This is a genomic window from Flavobacterium sp. 1355 (assembly GCF_017833415.1).
Taxonomy (GTDB): domain Bacteria; phylum Bacteroidota; class Bacteroidia; order Flavobacteriales; family Flavobacteriaceae; genus Flavobacterium.
In genome coordinates this window covers 315,089-333,562 of the sequence record NZ_JAFICC010000001.1, presented here as the reverse complement: position 1 = coordinate 333,562, position 18,474 = coordinate 315,089, and the positions used below count along the sequence as shown (strand labels likewise).

The following is an 18,474-nucleotide window of genomic DNA, read 5'->3' as shown; positions in this document are numbered from 1 at the left end:
TTTCTGTAAAAGTTGTATCTGTAATGCTTTATTACAATTTGAATAAATATTTATTTTGAATAAATATAAAAATCTGACAAATATAATTCTAAATTTATTAGATTTGTTAAAAAAATGTTATTGAGATTTAACCTACAAAAAAAAATAAATTTACAAAATTAAACAGCCTAAAATTATCCCGCTATGATAAAGAAATTAGTTGTACTGTCAATGCTAATATGTATAGCATGTCATACAACAAAAATTAAAAATGAAACATACAAAATTGCAACTACCTCACCTGAATTAGGAAGTATTGGTCAGTCTAATAAAATAAATGGAATAGAAAATAATTTTTCTGTAAAAGCATTTCCAAAACTGGAAAACGAGATTCGTGTTGCTATTGAAGTTGTTCCGTACAACAGGCAATTAAACAAAATCTATGCTTCCAAGGCAAAGTATAATCAAAACCAAACTAAAGTTGCCTATATAGACAGTCTGCCCACAAAACCCGAATTGGTTACTATCAAAATTCTAGATATTAATGGTTTAGTAAATGAGTTGAATACCCAATATAATTTTGACATTGTAAGGTTATTACAAAATACCAAAAAATCTCAAATAATTACCAGTATTGCTGTGAGCTTATCCTTAGATGCTATTTCTAAAATAAGACAAGCAGATGCTTATTATTTGACAAATTCACAAAATAAAAAATATCTTATCACATTAATGAAATCAGGAAAAAAAGCTGATACAATAGATATTAATCCTGAAACAATTGTTGGCTATCAATCCGGTAATTTTTGCTGGGCACTTACATCAAAAAAACAATGGTATATTGCTGACATTGTAAACGACAACACTAATTGCAAAGGAAATACAAAATCAATAATCCCTAAAGAAGACAGCAAAAGTCTTTTTGATATGTAATTTATACTTCTCTTCTAAATTAAATTAAATGAATAAATATCAATTATATAAGTTTTTAGGTTGCATTATTGTATTATCCTTTTTTTCTTGTGAGGAAATCTTACTTGTTCCTGATATCTCAAAAGAAAAGGTTACTTTGACAGCACCCGCAAATAATTCTGTCTTATTTTCAACCGGAGTATCATTTTCGTGGGAATATGTAAAAGACTCCGAAAAGTATCATCTTCAAATTGCAAAGCCAAATTTTACAGCCCCCGTAGAAATTGTTTTGGATACTTTAGTTTCTAAAACTTCTTTTTTACAGCAATTGAATATTGGGAAATATGAGTGGCGCATTAAAGCGGTTAATAGCGGTTATGAAACTCAATATACAACAGCTGCTTTTGAAATCTTAAATAATGAAGATTTTCAGAACAATACCGTAATTCTGACTTCGCCAGCTAATAATTTGATCACAAAAACCGTTGCTCAAAAATTATCATGGCAGAGTATAATAGGTGCAACCGAATATCAGGTACAAATATATGACAGCAATAATGAGATAGTTAAAGAAAGTAATAGCACCGCAACAGCATTTGACTATACTTTTACAGATGGCAATTTTAGCTGGAAAGTAAGAGCTAGTAATGGTGCAAAAGAGACATTATATTCTTCAAGAAATATATTAGTTGACACCAAGACTCCAAATACCCCTATTCTTTCTAACCCTGCAGATAAAAGTATAACGACTGCGACTGATATTAATTTTCAATATAGCAGAAATGCAATAAGCGGAAGCACAGAAAAAGACAGCATTTATGTTTATTCTGAGAGTGCCTTAACTAACTTAAAATTTAAGGAAGAAATAACCAGCCCTTATTCTAAAACTCTCACTGCGGGCTCTTACTATTGGTATGTGAAGTCTTTTGATCAGGCAGGGAATTCAAGTATTAGAAGTGCGGTTTTTAGTTTTACTATAAACTAATTATTGATAACAAATAGTTGATTTGTTAGTTTACTTATTTTCAAGAAAAACGATTGTCGTTAATTAAAAATTCCTTTATACAATACTATGCAATATCACTTAAAGATTAAGCGAAATCAATCTCAAAAGAAAATTCAAAAACAATTTAAATAATCACGATGAAAAAAACTATATTATTTGTCTTATTTCTTATTCTATGTACTTCAAAAATTTTATCTAATAATAATAATAGTAGTAGTAGTAGTAGTAGTAGTAGTAGTAGTAGTAGTAGTAGTAGTAGTAGTAGTAGTAGTAGTAGTAGTAGTAGTAGTAGTAGTAGTAGTAGCGCTTCTTTTTTATATGCCTCAGAATATGAAACAAGTGTAACTTTCCCCGCAGGATATGTTATAGGAGACTATATAGAATTTTTGAAGGCAGTTCCAAGATCTCTTGCAGGTGGTTATTATCAAATTTCATTAACTTATACGAGAGGAAACATTGCTGCAGCTGCAACTCATGTTGCATCAATATCACATGCGAACCCAGCAATATGGAGAGAAACCGGGCGAATTAATAATAACCCATACGTAGGGACATCATCTAATTTCACAATAGATTGTAATAGCGAAGCAGCCAATCCTCGATTTAGAATAAGAGCTATTAACACTTATGGTGTGGCTAGCGAAAATCTTACTGTTTATATAAAAGTAACGGCATTGAATTTTGCGACATTTACAGCATTAAACACTATTGGCAATGATATTAGTGTTACTAAATTCTTGCCAATGACTAGTGATTGGGACCTATATGTTGGAAATGTTTTTACGGCAAATGGTGCCTCATTAGCTATTAAGGCAATTCAAAATGGGAATGTTGGTATAGGAACAGCAAACCCAACATCTAAACTTACAGTTGCAGGAAATTAGCCTCCCGAGAAGTAAAAGTAACAGTAGATGCCGGAGCTGACTTTGTTTTTGAAGAGAATTATAATTTACCTTCTTTAAACTCAGTAGATAAATTATTAAAGAGAATAAGCATTTACCTGAGATTGCTTCCGCAGAAGATATGCAGAAAAACGGGATAAATCTTTCTGAAATGAATATTAAGCTTTTACAGAAAATTGAAGAAATTACACTCTATTTGATTGAAATTAAAAAAGAGAATGAACAAATGAAAAATGATATATTAACATTAAAACAATCAAGTAAGTAGCAATGAAAAAAGCTTTTAGCATAGTAATATTTTTAATCTCAATAATTTCGTACCCTCAAGTTTCAAGTAGTTTTAATGTAGGAGGAGATATTGATAAATTTTATCCTGTAACGTTTTTTGATGGTGCATGGAGTTATAATTTACCCACTAATTTAAAATTAGGCAGAAGTGATGTGCATCTTAATTCTAATCTGAGAGGTACATTAATGGCTAATTTCGATTTTCATGTAACAAACTGGGGCTACGGTTCTTTTTTTATAAATGCTGATATAAAACCTTCATTAAATGGTTCATATGACAATTTTATAGCTGGTTGGCGAGATGCTACAGCAAATGGAAATTGCCGTTGCATAATTATATGGTTACGAGGAGGGGGAACCACTTATTTTTATCAATCAAATTATGCTGTTAATCCTACAATTTATGATGGTATTCAAAACCCACTTCCTTATTTGGAACTTAATGGACCATCACACAATTTTAAATTGTTAGTTGATGAATATGCTAAGACTACCGGAACCTATCAAGCCCGAAATGCATATTTTGCTGGTAATGTTGGTATCGGCACTACTGCACCAGATGAAAAACTTACCGTAAAAGGAAAAATCCATACGCAGGAAGTAAAGGTTGATTTATTAGGTCCGCTTGTTCCTGACTATGTTTTTAATGATAATTATAAATTAAAATCATTAAAAGAAGTTGAAGATTACGTTGAGATAAACAATCATTTACCCGATATCCCATCTGCGCAAGAAATTGAAAAAAACGGCCTTATGCTAGCAGAAATGAATATGAATTTATTGAAGAAAATCGAAGAACTTACACTCTACTCTATTGAACAAAATAAAAAAATAGAACATCTTCAAAAACAGAATGAAAAATTATTAGAGATAGAACAAAGACTATTGAAAATAGAGACAAATTCTAAATAGATTGATAATTAATATTAAGCAATAATTAAAAACATTAAATTAAAAACATGAAAAAAATATTCAGTATTCTTATACTTCTAATTTCGATAACAGCACATTCTCAGGTTTCGGGCAATTTTATTGTAAATGGTGATCTTGATAAATTTTATCCTGTCAAATTTTCTGATGGTGGCTGGGTTAATAATGCCCCTACTAACTTGATATTAGGCAGAAGTAATGTTCATACAAACGCATCATGGAGAGGATCATTAATGGCAACTTTCAATTTTCACGTAACTTCATGGGGAAATGGATCAAATTTTATTGATGCCGATGTTAAGCCTTCAGTAATTACGGCTGGCAGTCCATTAATCGCAGGCTGGCAAGATGTAACAGGCCCTAATGCAGCACAAGAAATTATAATATGGCTTCGAGGTGGTGGAACTACTTATTACTACAAATCAAATTATGCTGTTAATCCCGTTATTTATGATGGAGTTCAAAATGCATTACCATTTAATATAACAAATGGTGGACAGTTATCTTTTAAAACCGCTGTTGATACATATGCAACAACAACGGGTACATATGAAAACCGAAATGCATACTTTAATGCTAATGTAGGCATTGGCACTACTGTTCCTACAGCTAGTTTAGAAATCAATGCGCCAGCAATAACCGGAATCGAAACCTTAGTAAAATTAAGGGTAAGCGATGCAATTGATGATTATTTGAAGATTGGGAATGGTACTAACGCTAATACACAATTTTTACCTAATTTAGTTGGATATCGTGTTTCAGATAGCAGACCTTCGCTTTATTTGACTGCGTCAACCGAAACTACTATGGACACCGGTAGTGATCCTCTTATGACATTTGATTCACGAACTACTAGTGCTTCTATAATAACGCGTCCTTTATTTTCTTGGGACTCGTACGGTAATAGAAAAATGATTTTAACTGCAAACGGAAGTTTAGGTATTGGCACCACAACCACAGGAAGTCATAAACTAGCTGTTGAAGGATCGATTGGTGCCAGAGAAATAAAAGTTCAGGCAACTGGCTGGTCTGATTTCGTTTTTAAAAAGGATTACAAATTACCAACTTTAGAAGAAGTAGAAAACCATATAAAAGAAAAAGGTCACTTAGAAAATATTCCCAGTGAAGAAGAAGTATTGAAAAACGGAATTAATCTGGGCGAAATGAACTCTAAATTACTTCAGAAAATTGAAGAACTGACTCTTTATTTGATTGAAATGAAGAAAGAAAATATAATACAAAATCAGGAAATTGACAATCTTAAAAAACAACTATCTTCTAAAAAACAATAATTATGAAAATTAAAAAAACTACTATAGTAATTTTATTTTTTACAACTCTTATTTCTTACTCCCAACAAATTGGAGACGGATATGCCCCTGCAATTATTCCAGATTTTTCTGCACCTCTAAAATCGGGGATTTATAATGGACTTAATACCTCAACTGTGGGAATGACGCCAGATAATAGTCAGGTTTGGCAACATTTATTTGCCGCAAGACATATTGGTACTGCAAATAATTATCAACTCCAAATAGCTTCTTCGTTTGCTGTAAATGATCGATTGTTTTTTAGGAAAATTGTTGAAAGTACTTTAGTGCCATCAAACTCCACATGGATTGAATTAGCTACTCGAGGAACTAATAATTTTGCGGGAAATCAAATTATAAATGGTAATGTTGGTATTGGAACTGCTAATCCATTAGCGAAGTTAGAAGTTTACAATGGAAATATACTTGTAAGAAATGCAGCAAATATCGACAACGAATCTACCATAATGATTGCTCATTCTATTAAATATGCTGATAGGGATACATTTGGAATCTCGTTAAGAACAATTACCCAAAGTTCCGGAACTAATGCATACGGTATGCAGTTTTTTACACAAGAATCTTATATAACAGGGCAAACTGAAAAGTTAAGAATACTAGGAAATGGAAATGTTGGTATTGGCGTAATAAACCCTACTAATAAATTAGATGTCAACGGTACAATTCATTCCAAAGAAGTAAAAGTTGATATGTCAGGCTGGTCAGATTTCGTTTTTAAAAAGGATTACAAATTACCAACTTTAGAAGAGGTTGAGAAACATATTAAGGAAAAAGGTCACTTAGAAAATATTCCAAATGAGGAAGAAGTGCTTAAAAATGGAATAAATCTGGGAGAAATGGAATCTAAACTGTTACAGAAAATTGAAGAATTAACCCTTTATAGCATTACTCAGAACAAAAAAATCGAAGAACAGGCAAAAGAAATTGAATCATTGAGAGCCTTAGTGTCAAGGATAGAAAAAATTGAAAATGAATTAGCAAGAAAACAATAGATGAAGAACAAAAAAAACATCTACATACTTTTACCAATCGTTTTATTCGTTTGGAGTGCCGTCTTATATCAGGTTTTTTCTTTTACTAATAATGATGAAGTTATTTCAGCAAATGATCCGGAATTCATTATTAAGCCACTAAAAATCAAACAAAGACAATCATTTGTTATTGACGTAAATTACAGAGACCCTTTTTTAGGAAAAATGTATGTCTCACAAACTATTTCAAAAGTAAAAACAGAAAAATCAACGATAAAGAAAGCTTCAAAAGTTCAGGAAACTTTAGTTTGGCCCGTAATTCTATACAAAGGAATGATTTCTGACACCAAGGATAAAACCAAGATTTTTATGATTATTATAGACGGGCAAAACCATTATATGAAAATCGGTGATACTGAAAATGAAGTTTATCTGAAAAGTGGTGATAAGGAATCTGTTTATGTGAAATACAAAGGAAATTTAAACCTTATAATGATTCAGGATTGAAAATAAATTTCAAAATAAAATCCGGTGCTTTACAATTTACTGTATTTATCTCAGTACTGATTGCTTTGTTGATGGCTGGCCTAATTTTATATGCCTATACCTTTATTTACATGAAAGAGCAATCAAAAGGAGCAATAGAAAACATCCAATTCTCTGATATTGGAATACAAGCATTATTAGAACAAAAGGAATTTGATACTGATACAGTACAGCTCGATTTTATTAAGAAAGAAAATCAGACCATTAAAGTCCATTTATCACAATGGGGAATTTTTGAAAAAGGGGTTTCAACCTCTCAATTTCGAAAAAAGAAATTCACAAAGATTGCTATTATTGGTTCCTTGCTTAATACAGACGAGTCTCCTACTCTTTTTTTGCAGGAAACCTACAACGCACTAATAGTCGTGGGTAGTACAACCGTAAGAGGTATCACTTATTTACCAGAACAAGGAGTTAATTCCGGGTATATAGCCGGGCAAAGTTATTATGGTTCACAATTGGTTTATGGCACTATAAAAAAAAGTTCGAAAGAGCTTCCTCAGCCCAAAAAAAGTTTATTAGAAACAATTGAATATGATTTAAAACAATACAGACCACTTGATCAGGATGATTATATTAGTTTAGAAAAGAATTCAAGAATTATTAATTCTTTTAAGAAAAAAACAAAATCAATTTATTTTAAAAATCCAATAATATTAGAGAATAAAATTATAACAGGAAATATTATAATCAAATCAGAAACATCAATAGTAGTCAAAAATACAGCCCTTTTGAAAGATGTTATTTTAATTGCTCCAATAATTGAAATTGAAGATGAAACAACAGGAGTTTTTCAAGCTATAGCCTCTAAAAAAATAACAGTCGGAAAAGCTTGTAAGTTGAGTTATCCGTCAGCTTTGGTTTTATTTCAGGATAATAAAAATAATCCAGATGAAATATCCACAAATAGTATGGATAATAAGATTTTCATTGATTCAAAATCAGTTATAAAAGGAAATGTGTGCTACTTTCAAACAAAAACTACTTCCGATTTTCAAACTCAGATTCTTTTAGAAAAAGAAGCAAATATAAAGGGCCAGGTATATTGTAATGGAAATTTTGACATACGGGGAACGGTTTCCGGATCGGTTATTACTAAACAATTTTTGGCGAACCAATCAGGATCTGTTTTTGTAAATCATATTTATAACGGAACGATTGAAAATCAAAACATTCCTAATATTTATGGCGGAATAGTGTTGGAACAAGAACAACCTAAAACAATTTTGAAATGGTTGTATTAAAAAAAGTAAAATCGGCAACATTGATTGAAGCTGTCGTTGCAACGGTTTTGATCGTAATTGTTTTTGTAATTGCAAGTTTAATACTTAATAATCTGGTATTAAATACTTTTTCTAAAAATACACATTCCATTGAAAATCGAATAAATGAATTAGAATATCAAATTCAGAATAACAATATAAAATTGCCCTATCACGAAAGCTATAAAAACTGGCAAATTGCCATAACACAAGAAAAAACGGGCTCCAGAATAGTCATAAATATTGAGGCACAAAATAGTGATCGAAAAAAAGAAATTACAAAAAAATCAATTGTATGGCAACAAATAAGATAAAATCTTTTACACTCTCTGAGTTATTAATTGTAATGATTATCACTGCTATTGTTGTTGGTATGGCTTTTAGTGTCTTAAGACTGGTACAAAAACAGATTCATACTATTCAGGGAAATTTTGACAAAAGCAGTACACTGGCTCTTTTTGAACAAAAATTGTGGCAGGATTTCAACGAGTTTCACAGTATAACTTATAATGAACAAAATCAATTTTTACAAATGCTATCAGAAATAGACACTGTAAAATATTCTTTCAATGATAACTATACATTGCGTAATAAGGATACAATTCCCTTAAAACTTACAATTCAAAAAATATTTTTTAATGGAAAAGAAGCGCAAACCGGAAATATTGATGCTATAAATATATCGGCAGCATCAACATTAACAGATTATGAGATTTTTGTCTCAAAGAAAAATGACGTAACCTTTTTTATGAATCAGGAAGATGGCCTTTAAAATTGAAAATACCCCTGGAAAAAAAAGGGCACGAGCAAAAAATACCAGCAGTATAGAAGATTTACTAAAAAAAGAAATTTCTCTTTTTGGCGATTCTTTTAATAATAAAAAGAAACAGGCTTTCTATCAGGAACTAGCTGTTTTACTAAAAGCAGGAATAACATTTAAGGAAGGTTTATCCCTTATTGTAGAATCTTTAAAGAAAAATGCTGACAAAGAATTAATACAATCAATTTTGAATCAGGTAGTAAACGGAAAACCATTTTCTGAAGCTTTGTACGCTGCAAAATCTTTTACTGAATATGAATATTATTCCATTCAGATTGGTGAAGAAACGGGAACTACTGCCCAGGTTTGTTCTGAATTAGGGCATTTTTTTGAACGGAAAAATGAGCAGAAACGTATCATTATAGCTGCACTCACCTACCCTTCTATTGTATTGAGCACAGCTGTTTTGGTGGTAGCATTTATGTTGAGTTATGTTGTCCCAATGTTTCAGGATATCTTTAAACAAAACAATATGGAACTTCCGCTTCTTACACAACTAATTGTAAAATTATCTGTTTGGACCAAAACCTACGGCCTGTATTTCTTTTTGATATTTATAGGCTTTATTTTTTCTACACAGTTCTTTAAAGACAATGCTAAATACAAAAAAATGCTGCATTACTTTTTGATTAAAATTCCGATTGTTGGCCCTTTTATGACTAAAGTTTATCTGGCACAATTTACACAGGCCGTTACTTTACTTACTACAGCAAAAGTCCCATTATTAAACAGTATACAAATGGTAAAGAAAATGATTCGTTTTGTTCCTTTACAAGAGGCTTTAGAAAAAGTCGAAGAAAGTATATTGAAAGGAAACAGTTTAAGTACAAGTCTAAAAAACAATTCTCTCTTTGATAACCGAATTATATCGTTGGTAAAAGTGGCTGAAGAAACCAACCAAACTGAATTTGTCTTTAAACAGCTCAGTGAACAATACAATCAGGAAGTTGTCCAGCAATCTAAGGTAATGACTACTGTTCTAGAGCCTTTTATTATACTTTTTGTTGGGGTGTTGGTCGCTGTTTTATTGGTAGCTATGTATTTACCTATGTTTCAGTTGAGCAGTGCGATTGGGTAGGGAATTTATCCTAATCAAAAACAAAAGATAATATTCAAAAAATAAAAACGATATATTTTTAATCAATCCAAAGATTACCATATTTTCCAAAAACAAAACAATTTTATAACTAACTTATGAAAAACTATTACTATTATTTGTTTGTGCTTTTCTCTTTCAACATGATAGCGCAAACCCAAATTTCGGGAGGAAGTACTTCTACTCAACCTATTAATCAAACTCCAATTGGAGATGGATCTACCGATCCATCATCACAGACAAGTAATTTACTTTACAGTGAGATCTTCACTCCAAGAATAGGAACTCCAAATAATGCTGGTTTTAAACAAGTCAATTTTTCAAATGTTGGCGAATATACAGGTACATCAAGTATCAATGTGCCAATATATCAAATACAAGTAGGTCAAATTAATATTCCGATTGAATTAAATTATTCTTCTACGGGCATTAAAGTAGATGAGACAGCATCAAACGTTGGTCAAAACTGGTCTTTAAATGCAGGGGGGCTTGTAACCAAAGTAATAAAAGGTATAGAAGACTTTAAAGTTACTATTGAGGGAGCGATTCCTTATGATCCGAATAATCATCTACTAAAATTCTCTAAGCTTGGTACAAATGATGTTTTAGGAATGAAACTTAAAGAAGTTGGATGGCTTATGCAAAATACGAGCATCTCTTTAAACAAATACTATGATATAACTTCTACTATTGATAAAATCTATACGTTACCTCAAATGGAGTATACAACTACAAAAAAAGATTTGTCACCAGATTTATTTTATGTAAATGCACCTGGGCTGAATACATCTTTTACTCATAAAAAAGATCAATCCGTAATGGAAATTGCATTTCAAGGTAATAGAATTACTACAACGATAGGACAAACATCAGTAATTCCTTTTTTTCCGGAATTTCGGGATAATCGCTTTGAACTTGACTTAAAATATTATGATGGTGGATTACCTAGAAAAATACAAGGTGTCACAAAAATAGAAGTTACCAATATAAATGGAACTCAATATATCTTTGATCAATTGGATGTGAATCAATATGTGAACAGAGAAATTCTGCAGCCTTACAAAACAATAGCGTCAAATCGAGATCTTACGTCACAAGAAATAATGGCTTACAAACTTAGTTCAATAAAAGATTTTAAAGGTAACGAAGTTATATTCACATATGAAAAGTATGCAATAAATTATCCTGAATATAGAAAAACTGCTGATTTTGAGATAACAAATATTAAGGGCGACCAGCTAACGCAAAATTTAAGTTCCACTGAAATTAGATACCCTAATTTAAACAGAATTAGTAAAATAAGTTATGCAGAAGGAATCGTTGAATTTAAGTATGAAGAACCAAGAAAAGATTTACCCGGAGATTATGCATTGTCAAAAATTATTGTAAAAGATTTAAATGCAAATGTTATAAAAACTATTAAGCTGGAATATGATTACATAACTTCTAATAATAATTGCTCTGAACCAACTTGCAAAAGATTGCGTCTTCTAACAGTTCAGGAAATTGGGAAAAATAATATTGTAATACCACCATATCGATTTTTTTATAATGACGATATTAAACTTCCTGAAAGAGGGTCGACAATTACAGATTATTTAGGATATGCTAATGGTTCTGTACCAAGTGAATACAATAATATTAGCTCTATTAACTGTATGATGTGCCTTATTCCCCCTCCTGAATTATATTACAAACCTAATCAGAAAGATTTTTCAATCTCTCCTTTTCCAATTTTTACAAATAGCTTTGTTACTGCAGGAAGATCATTAAAACCTTCGCTGGTTTATACTAAGGCAGGTGTTTTAACAAAAGTACAGTATCCAACGGGAGGCAGTGAAGAATTTGAATATGAATTAAATGATTTCTATTCAGCATTAACTGGTCAAAATGTTCAATCTGGAGGTTTGAGAGTTTCTGTTCATAAATTAGTTGATACAAAAGGCGCTTTACAAGTACACAAGTATAACTATTTAAACTCTAATGGGAACTCTTCGGGAATATTAAACAATTTGCCTGTCCTTGGAATTGCTCATGCATATAGTGAACAATTAGCGGCTACTTATTTAGGGTTATCGAGCTTTTCATTAGAAAGTGGACTAATTCTTCATACATTCACCAATTCAAGAACTGATTTCGATCTTGTGGAAGGATCAAATGTAGGATATTCCAGAGTTTTAATTAAAGAGAATGCTGATAATGGTTATACTGAAAAAATATTTTCTACCAGAAAAGATTTTCCTGTAGAGCAACCTTTATTTACTTACAAAACTTTTGATAAAAGTAAAATTGAATTTGGATTAAATAATGGCTGGAGACTCCCTACTACTAACAATACTGAACTATTAATCGGCAAACTAACATTTATAAGGAAATACGATAAGGATAATAATTTAGTAGAAGAAACTAAAAACAGCTATCAATATGATATTTTTAACCAAATTACAGATAAGGTAGGAATTTCCAGAAGAGACATTTTTCCTGGCGAGGTTGGTGTTCTTGAACCAATAGACCCTGACTTCGCATTTTACCCATCTGTTTATTCAAGCAGAAACTTAACTAATGAAACAAAAACAGTAACAAAATTCAATCAGAACAAAGTTGAAAACATCACTACTACTATTTATGATTTAAAGTATCAGTTACCAAAATCAACTGAAAATATTGTTAACCAATCTGGAGATACAAATTCTTTAATCACTCAAACAAGCTATCCTCATGATTTTTCAACTTCATTGATGCTCGGTTTAGCAAATGCAAATCGTATAGCAGAGCCAGTATTAATAAAAAACTTTAGAAAAACTAGTCAAAGTCAGGAAGAGCTTAACAGTCAGGAAATACTATATGACACCTTTACCAGGGGTGGAAAAAGTTTAATTCTTCCAAAAGCCGTGCAAACTGTTAAAGGCGCACAGACTATTACAAATCCATTTGAAGAAAAGATCCAATTTCATGATTATGATAAATTTGGTAATTCAATAGAATCTTCTAAAAAAGATGATATACATACAGTATATCTATGGGGATATAATTATACAAAACCTATTGCAAAAATAGAAAATGCCACTTATTCAGAGGTTATGATATCACTCGGAAGGACTAATTCTGAAAACCTCGAATATTTACAAAGCTATGATGAAGATCAATTAAAAACTGAGATTCAAAAAGTAAGAGATGGTTTAAACAATGCAATGGTTACCTCTTATATTTATAAGCCTTTAATTGGTATTTCTACAATAGTAGATCAAAAAAACAATTTAATTTCTTATGAATATGACGATTTAAACCGCCTTAAGAAAATTAAAGATCAAGATCAAAATGTTATTGAGGAATACTGTTATGGCTATACAGGTGTTCTTAATGATTGCCAAAATGATGCAAAAATTCCGGTAGAAATTGACAATTCTGTCTACGATTCAGATTTGCAAGTTATAATTGGTGATTACAAGTCCTACAAAATACCTATTGCATGTAACAGAGGTGTAAGCTGGGAAAATTACTTACCCGATGGTGCTGAATATAAAGGTAGAAATATTTTAAGTCTTCATGACGAATTATACTTTCCAAATCCAGCTCAAACAGGAGTTCATTACACACCTGGTTATTATCCATTACCTGTAGAATATACACAATTACCTCTTCCCTATCCTGTTGCAGAATATACTTGTAATTATTTTGCAGAAAGATTCGGATACTCTTTTAATCTTTCTGGGTTAGATAATCCCAAATTTCTTGGTCCGGATCGAGTTGTAGATCTTACATGGTGGATGGAAATTGATGGAAAAAAAATAGAACTACCACAAGTTCAGGAATATAAAAATATATTTTTCATACCAAAATGTTTGGATGGTATTTATGGAAGAATAATTTGTTCTGCAAAAATAACTTCTGGCTACATCCATCAGGACCCTGCAAGAAAGACCATTACTTATACTGTAAAAAGTAATTTAATAAAATTCAAAAGCGGACAAAATGATTATGATAATCTACCTGCTTTATATAAATTAAGTGCATCCGGTTTTTATTCAGGGGATGTGTGCAGCAAAACTTCAGGATATGGAATTGGCAATAATTCTGGCAATGTCCCTGCAGATCCTGGCTATTGGGATGATGCTCCATGGTTAATAGATAATGGCACTGTGACTACTCCTGATTTTAAAATATCTGTCGATAACTTTAAAATGCATGAAATCCCAGTACCGGCATTTCTTCCAGAAACTTTTACATGGACTGGTCTTACTAAACCAAGTTTACATCCCTTGTTTGATTTTCCAAGACCAATAGGCGGAATTCATGACGAGGAAAGTTTTACACCTCATACTTTTCCTTCTTATATAACTTTTCCTTACATGTTGGAATACTATACTAATTTCTATGTAACAAAAGGAGGTTATAAATTTAATAGCGCATCAGTAATTCAAAAAGTAGCAGACAGCCGTAACTATACTTTCAATTGGTATTTAAAAATTGAAATTACCGGGCAGCAAATCCCATTAATTAGAACGCTAGAATCTAAAGATCTCTTTTTTATACCCCCATCATTAAATGGAAAAAAAGGAAAATTGATTTGTGTAGCTACAAAGAGATTTGATACTGCTGCGACAGCACTAACTTTTGAAAGCGAGATTATAACATTTCAACAAGGTTTATCAAATACAGACAATCTAAACTATCAGGCAGATTTTCTTGATGAAGTGGGACTATAACTTGTAAGATTTAAAAATATTAATCATAATATGATGAAAAAAACTAAACGATACAGCATACAATTTATTTTGTTGTTATTCACTATATATACTTCAGCTCAGGTCCCGGCAGTTATAGCTAAAGGAACTTTAAATACTCCTTATACAGTAACAGGAAATGAAACTCTTATTGCAACGCAGAGCATTACACTAAGCCCCAATACTCTTATAAAATCCGGAAGTACATTTGTAGCCAAAATTATGCCCGATGCATATATACCAATTTCTGCAATTAGTAATGAAAATTTCGTTCTTACACGCAAATATCAGACTAATCTAAAAACTAGTGCAGATATTGTTAACAACTCTGATGTTATTGAAAATATCACTTATTATGATGGACTTGGCAGGCCAATGCAAAATGTGGCCATAAAAGCTTCTCCGAATAAAAATGATATTGTTACTCATATTACATATGATAATGCCGGAAGACAAGAAAAAGATTTTCTCCCTTATATGGATAATGTTGGCTCCATAGCTTCATACAGAAATAGTACTGATGCAGAAACCGGAACGAATAATTACTATAAATTAAATTATCCGCAAGATATTGATGCTGCTCTTCCAAATCCATTTTCTCAAAAAAAATACGAAAGTTCACCTTTGAATCGTGTTTTATTGCAAGCAGCGCCCGGAAAAGACTGGGCATTAAGTAAAGGGCATGAGATAAAAATGGACTATCAATCTAATACTTCAGCAGCTGGGGATAATGTCAAATTTTTCGTTGTAACAACAGCATTAAATTCTGACGGGGTGTATGTTCCAACAGTTACTTCAACAATCAATTATTCAGACAATCAATTGTATAAAACTATAACAAAAGATGAAAACTGGACAAGTGGGAAAAATAACACCGTTGAAGAATTTAAAAATAAAGAAGGTCAAATTATTTTAAAACGTTCTTATTCTGATTATAGCGCACAATTAGAAGTAAAACATGATACTTATTATATATATGATATTTATGGTAATTTGACTTATGTTCTACCTCCTATGGCTGAAGGTTCTGTAAATGCTGCAGTTCTAAAAGAGGTATGTTACCAATATAGATATGATACAAAAAACAGATTAGTTGAAAAAAAACTACCCGGAAAAGACTGGGAATTTATAGTTTATGATAAATTAGACAGACCTATACTTACACAAGATGCAAACTTAAGAATATCAAATACATGGATATTTACAAAATATGATGCTTTTAGCAGACCTGTTTATACTGGAGAATATACGAATACAATAGACAATACAAGAAGTTTAGTACAAAAATTAGCAGATAAAAGCACGGTATTATTTGAGAAAAAACAAGTTGCCAGCATAAAGATTAAAACTACTGATGTTAACTATTCGAATTTGGCATTTCCCACTGCCGATATAGATTTATTTACCATAAATTATTATGATGATTATGTTAATTTTAATTTAGATGGAGGAATCGCTACAACATCTTACGGTGTGACTCCCATAACAAATCCCAAAGGTTTGACTACTTGTAACAAAGTGCGTGTTTTAAATACAGACCGATGGATTACTAATGTAAATTATTACGACAAAAAAGATAGATCAATTTATAGTTACAATAACAACAATCGTCAATTAGCTGTAACTACATTAAAGTCACAACTTGATTTTGCCGGCAAGGTTTTAGAAACCACATTAAGCCTCAAAAAAACCGGCAATGCAGACATTACTGTAATAGAAACTTTCACATATGACCATATGGGAAGACTAATTACGGATAAACACAAAATCAATAATTTATCACAGGAAACAATTTCAACTAATACTTACGATAATATTGGACAATTAAATGTAAAAGGTGTTGGTGGAACCGGGACTAGCATACAAAAAGTAAACTTTAATTATAATATTAGAGGTTGGCTTACTGGCATAAATGACACAAGCTCATTGACAAAAACAGGGGATCCAAAAGATTTATTTGCTTTTAAAATAAATTACAATACTACAAACTCTGGAATAAGTAATGTTCTCCCTTTATATAATGGCAATATTTCAGAGACCTATTGGGCAACCAATTCAGACAACGGCATAATAAAATCCTATGGCTACCGATACGATAACCTAAACCGATTAAAGGATGCAGTATTTAAAAATGGAGCTACATTGGCAAACACCTATAATGAAGCGATAACTTATGATAAAAATGGAAATATTCAGACTTTAAAGCGTAATGGTTTAAATGGTTCCGGTTTTGTACTTATAGATGATTTAACTTATAGTTATGTAAATACTAATTCGTTCAACCAACTTACAAAAGTGGTAGATAATGCTGCAGCAGCTTACAAAGCAGGAGGTTTTATAGACAGTGCCGCCAATACGGCAGATGATTACAGTTACGATGCCAACGGTAATATGACCACAGACAATAACAAAAATATTACCGCTATCAAGTACAATTATCTAAATCTGCCGACCCTAATAACTTTTGGAACAGTTGGAAAAATTGCATATTTTTACAATGCTGCGGGACAAAAAATACAAAAAATTGTAAGTGAAACGGGAAAACCAGACATCACTACAGATTATCTTGGAGGTTATCAGTATGAAAATAATGTTTTAAAGTTTTTTCCCACCGCAGAAGGTTATGTAGAGGTTTCAGGAAGTTCTAATAAATACATTTACCAGTACAAAGATCATTTGGGCAACATCCGACTGAGTTATGACAAGACGCTGGCGATTAAGGAAGAGAGCAATTTCTATCCTTTTGGTCTAAAACAGGAAGGTTATAATACTGTTAAGATTGGCGTTGAGAACAAGTATAAGTACAATGGCAAGGAGCTCCAAGACGAGATGGGGCTTAACTTCTACGACTATGGGGCACGTAATTATGACCCAGCAATAGGTCGATGGATGAACATTGACCCGTTAGCAGAACAATCCAGAAGGTTTAGCCCTTATGCCTATGCGTTAAACAATCCCGTATTCTTTATTGATCCAGATGGGATGAAAGCGCAAGCTGGACAACATGGAAGTTATTATGACTGGGATGAAGGCGGATACAGGACTGCGGATGGAAAAGAAACAACGTTCGAGTCTGCATTAGCAAGTCACGCCAACGATGATGATTCAGGAATTTCTCCATTTTCAACGGGAGATTTATTTGCGCTAGCATCCAGTCATGGCGTTACTGATAAGATGAAAGCAGGTTTGGCTTTTGAAAAAGCAACTTTAGACTATTTAAACCTTCCAAGTAATGAAAAACTTTTTGGGAGTTCACAGAGAAAGCTATTAACAGAGGGGAAATACAGTAATGTAAAACCAGATGCTGTGTCTGATATTAGTGTCTTTTCTCTATTTGGTGAAGCAATAAATAAAGATAGCCATTTTCATGAAGTAAAAGCGGTGACAGGTTGGTTAAACTTGGAATCGGGATCTTCTCCGTATCAAATGTTAGGATTAATAGACGCATCTGCAAATTCAACTGAAGGTGGTGTTCATGGTCGATCAATTGTAACCTTGTACACTACTAGTAATACATTAATTTCACCAGCTTTAATTAAATATGCTAATGATAAAAATGTTACTCTTAAGTGGTCAGCAGCATATATGAATAATGGTTTGTTGTATTTCACTCCTCCAACAACATTATCGTATTCCGCACAACGAGCAACTGTGAAATTTCCAATTGGCCTTCCTCAGCTTCAAGGTGTAGAAATAAAATTTTAATT

General features: G+C 31.9%; 13 protein-coding genes. All 13 read left to right on the top strand.

Annotated elements, in window-relative coordinates:
* The first annotated feature begins 183 nt into the window (after window positions 1–183).
* The 13 genes from JOD96_RS01520 to JOD96_RS01460 all read left to right on the top strand — a co-directional run bounded on the left by JOD96_RS01520 (window position 184) and on the right by JOD96_RS01460 (window position 18,472).
* Window positions 184–912, top strand: coding sequence for a hypothetical protein (locus tag JOD96_RS01520; RefSeq protein ID WP_209562505.1), 729 nt, complete (start codon window positions 184–186; stop codon window positions 910–912).
* Between the two features lie 28 nt (window positions 913–940).
* Window positions 941–1,876 (top strand): hypothetical protein, encoded by a 936-nt coding sequence (locus tag JOD96_RS01515; RefSeq protein ID WP_209562504.1) that lies wholly within the window; start codon window positions 941–943, stop codon window positions 1,874–1,876.
* Window positions 1,877–2,034: 158 nt separating this feature from the next.
* Window positions 2,035–2,781: a hypothetical protein gene (locus tag JOD96_RS01510; protein ID WP_209562503.1), complete on the top strand. Its 747-nt coding sequence runs from the start codon at window positions 2,035–2,037 to the stop codon at window positions 2,779–2,781.
* Window positions 2,782–3,069: 288 nt separating this feature from the next.
* Window positions 3,070–3,999: a tail fiber protein gene (locus JOD96_RS01505; protein WP_245188316.1), complete on the top strand. Its 930-nt coding sequence runs from the start codon at window positions 3,070–3,072 to the stop codon at window positions 3,997–3,999.
* A gap of 47 nt (window positions 4,000–4,046) precedes the next feature.
* Window positions 4,047–5,309 (top strand): hypothetical protein, encoded by a 1,263-nt coding sequence (locus tag JOD96_RS01500; RefSeq protein ID WP_209562502.1) that lies wholly within the window; start codon window positions 4,047–4,049, stop codon window positions 5,307–5,309.
* 2 nt (window positions 5,310–5,311) lie between these two features.
* Window positions 5,312–6,340, top strand: a complete 1,029-nt coding sequence (locus tag JOD96_RS01495) for a hypothetical protein (RefSeq protein ID WP_209562501.1) — start codon at window positions 5,312–5,314, stop codon at window positions 6,338–6,340.
* The gene (locus JOD96_RS01490) at window positions 6,341–6,826 is read left to right on the top strand and encodes a hypothetical protein (RefSeq protein ID WP_209562500.1); all 486 of its coding nucleotides are present in this window, start codon (window positions 6,341–6,343) and stop codon (window positions 6,824–6,826) included. It abuts the gene before it with no gap.
* A 110-nt stretch (window positions 6,827–6,936) separates the two neighbouring features.
* On the top strand, window positions 6,937–8,109 hold the full coding sequence (locus JOD96_RS01485; RefSeq protein ID WP_245188315.1) for a hypothetical protein: 1,173 nt from the start codon (window positions 6,937–6,939) through the stop codon (window positions 8,107–8,109).
* Complete coding sequence (locus JOD96_RS01480) at window positions 8,097–8,441, top strand: hypothetical protein (protein WP_209562498.1); 345 nt, start codon at window positions 8,097–8,099, stop codon at window positions 8,439–8,441. Before JOD96_RS01485 ends, JOD96_RS01480 begins: the two co-directional genes overlap by 13 nt.
* Complete coding sequence (locus JOD96_RS01475; RefSeq protein WP_209562497.1) at window positions 8,423–8,899, top strand: type II secretion system protein J; 477 nt, start codon at window positions 8,423–8,425, stop codon at window positions 8,897–8,899. Before JOD96_RS01480 ends, JOD96_RS01475 begins: the two co-directional genes overlap by 19 nt.
* Window positions 8,889–10,025: a type II secretion system F family protein gene (locus tag JOD96_RS01470; protein WP_209562496.1), complete on the top strand. Its 1,137-nt coding sequence runs from the start codon at window positions 8,889–8,891 to the stop codon at window positions 10,023–10,025. The genes JOD96_RS01475 and JOD96_RS01470 overlap by 11 nt, the downstream gene beginning before the upstream one ends.
* 116 nt (window positions 10,026–10,141) lie before the next feature.
* Complete coding sequence (locus JOD96_RS01465) at window positions 10,142–14,749, top strand: hypothetical protein (RefSeq protein WP_209562495.1); 4,608 nt, start codon at window positions 10,142–10,144, stop codon at window positions 14,747–14,749.
* 30 nt (window positions 14,750–14,779) lie between these two features.
* Window positions 14,780–18,472, top strand: a complete 3,693-nt coding sequence (locus JOD96_RS01460) for a DUF6443 domain-containing protein (RefSeq protein ID WP_209562494.1) — start codon at window positions 14,780–14,782, stop codon at window positions 18,470–18,472.
* Window positions 18,473–18,474: the final 2 nt, after the last annotated feature.

Bases quoted from the DNA above. Each gene is read 5' to 3' on its own strand.
- JOD96_RS01480 (WP_209562498.1), top strand. From the start codon at position 8,097: ATGGTTGTATTAAAAAAAGTAAAATCGGCAACATTGATTGAAGCTGTC.
- JOD96_RS01470 (WP_209562496.1), top strand. From the start codon at position 8,889: ATGGCCTTTAAAATTGAAAATACCCCTGGAAAAAAAAGGGCACGAGCA.
- JOD96_RS01495 (WP_209562501.1), top strand. From the start codon at position 5,312: ATGAAAATTAAAAAAACTACTATAGTAATTTTATTTTTTACAACTCTT.
- JOD96_RS01500 (WP_209562502.1), top strand. From the start codon at position 4,047: ATGAAAAAAATATTCAGTATTCTTATACTTCTAATTTCGATAACAGCA.
- JOD96_RS01510 (WP_209562503.1), top strand. From the start codon at position 2,035: ATGAAAAAAACTATATTATTTGTCTTATTTCTTATTCTATGTACTTCA.
- JOD96_RS01520 (WP_209562505.1), top strand. From the start codon at position 184: ATGATAAAGAAATTAGTTGTACTGTCAATGCTAATATGTATAGCATGT.
- JOD96_RS01475 (WP_209562497.1), top strand. From the start codon at position 8,423: ATGGCAACAAATAAGATAAAATCTTTTACACTCTCTGAGTTATTAATT.
- JOD96_RS01490 (WP_209562500.1), top strand. From the start codon at position 6,341: ATGAAGAACAAAAAAAACATCTACATACTTTTACCAATCGTTTTATTC.
- JOD96_RS01465 (WP_209562495.1), top strand. From the start codon at position 10,142: ATGAAAAACTATTACTATTATTTGTTTGTGCTTTTCTCTTTCAACATG.
- JOD96_RS01485 (WP_245188315.1), top strand. From the start codon at position 6,937: ATGAAAGAGCAATCAAAAGGAGCAATAGAAAACATCCAATTCTCTGAT.
- JOD96_RS01460 (WP_209562494.1), top strand. From the start codon at position 14,780: ATGATGAAAAAAACTAAACGATACAGCATACAATTTATTTTGTTGTTA.
- JOD96_RS01505 (WP_245188316.1), top strand. From the start codon at position 3,070: ATGAAAAAAGCTTTTAGCATAGTAATATTTTTAATCTCAATAATTTCG.
- JOD96_RS01515 (WP_209562504.1), top strand. From the start codon at position 941: ATGAATAAATATCAATTATATAAGTTTTTAGGTTGCATTATTGTATTA.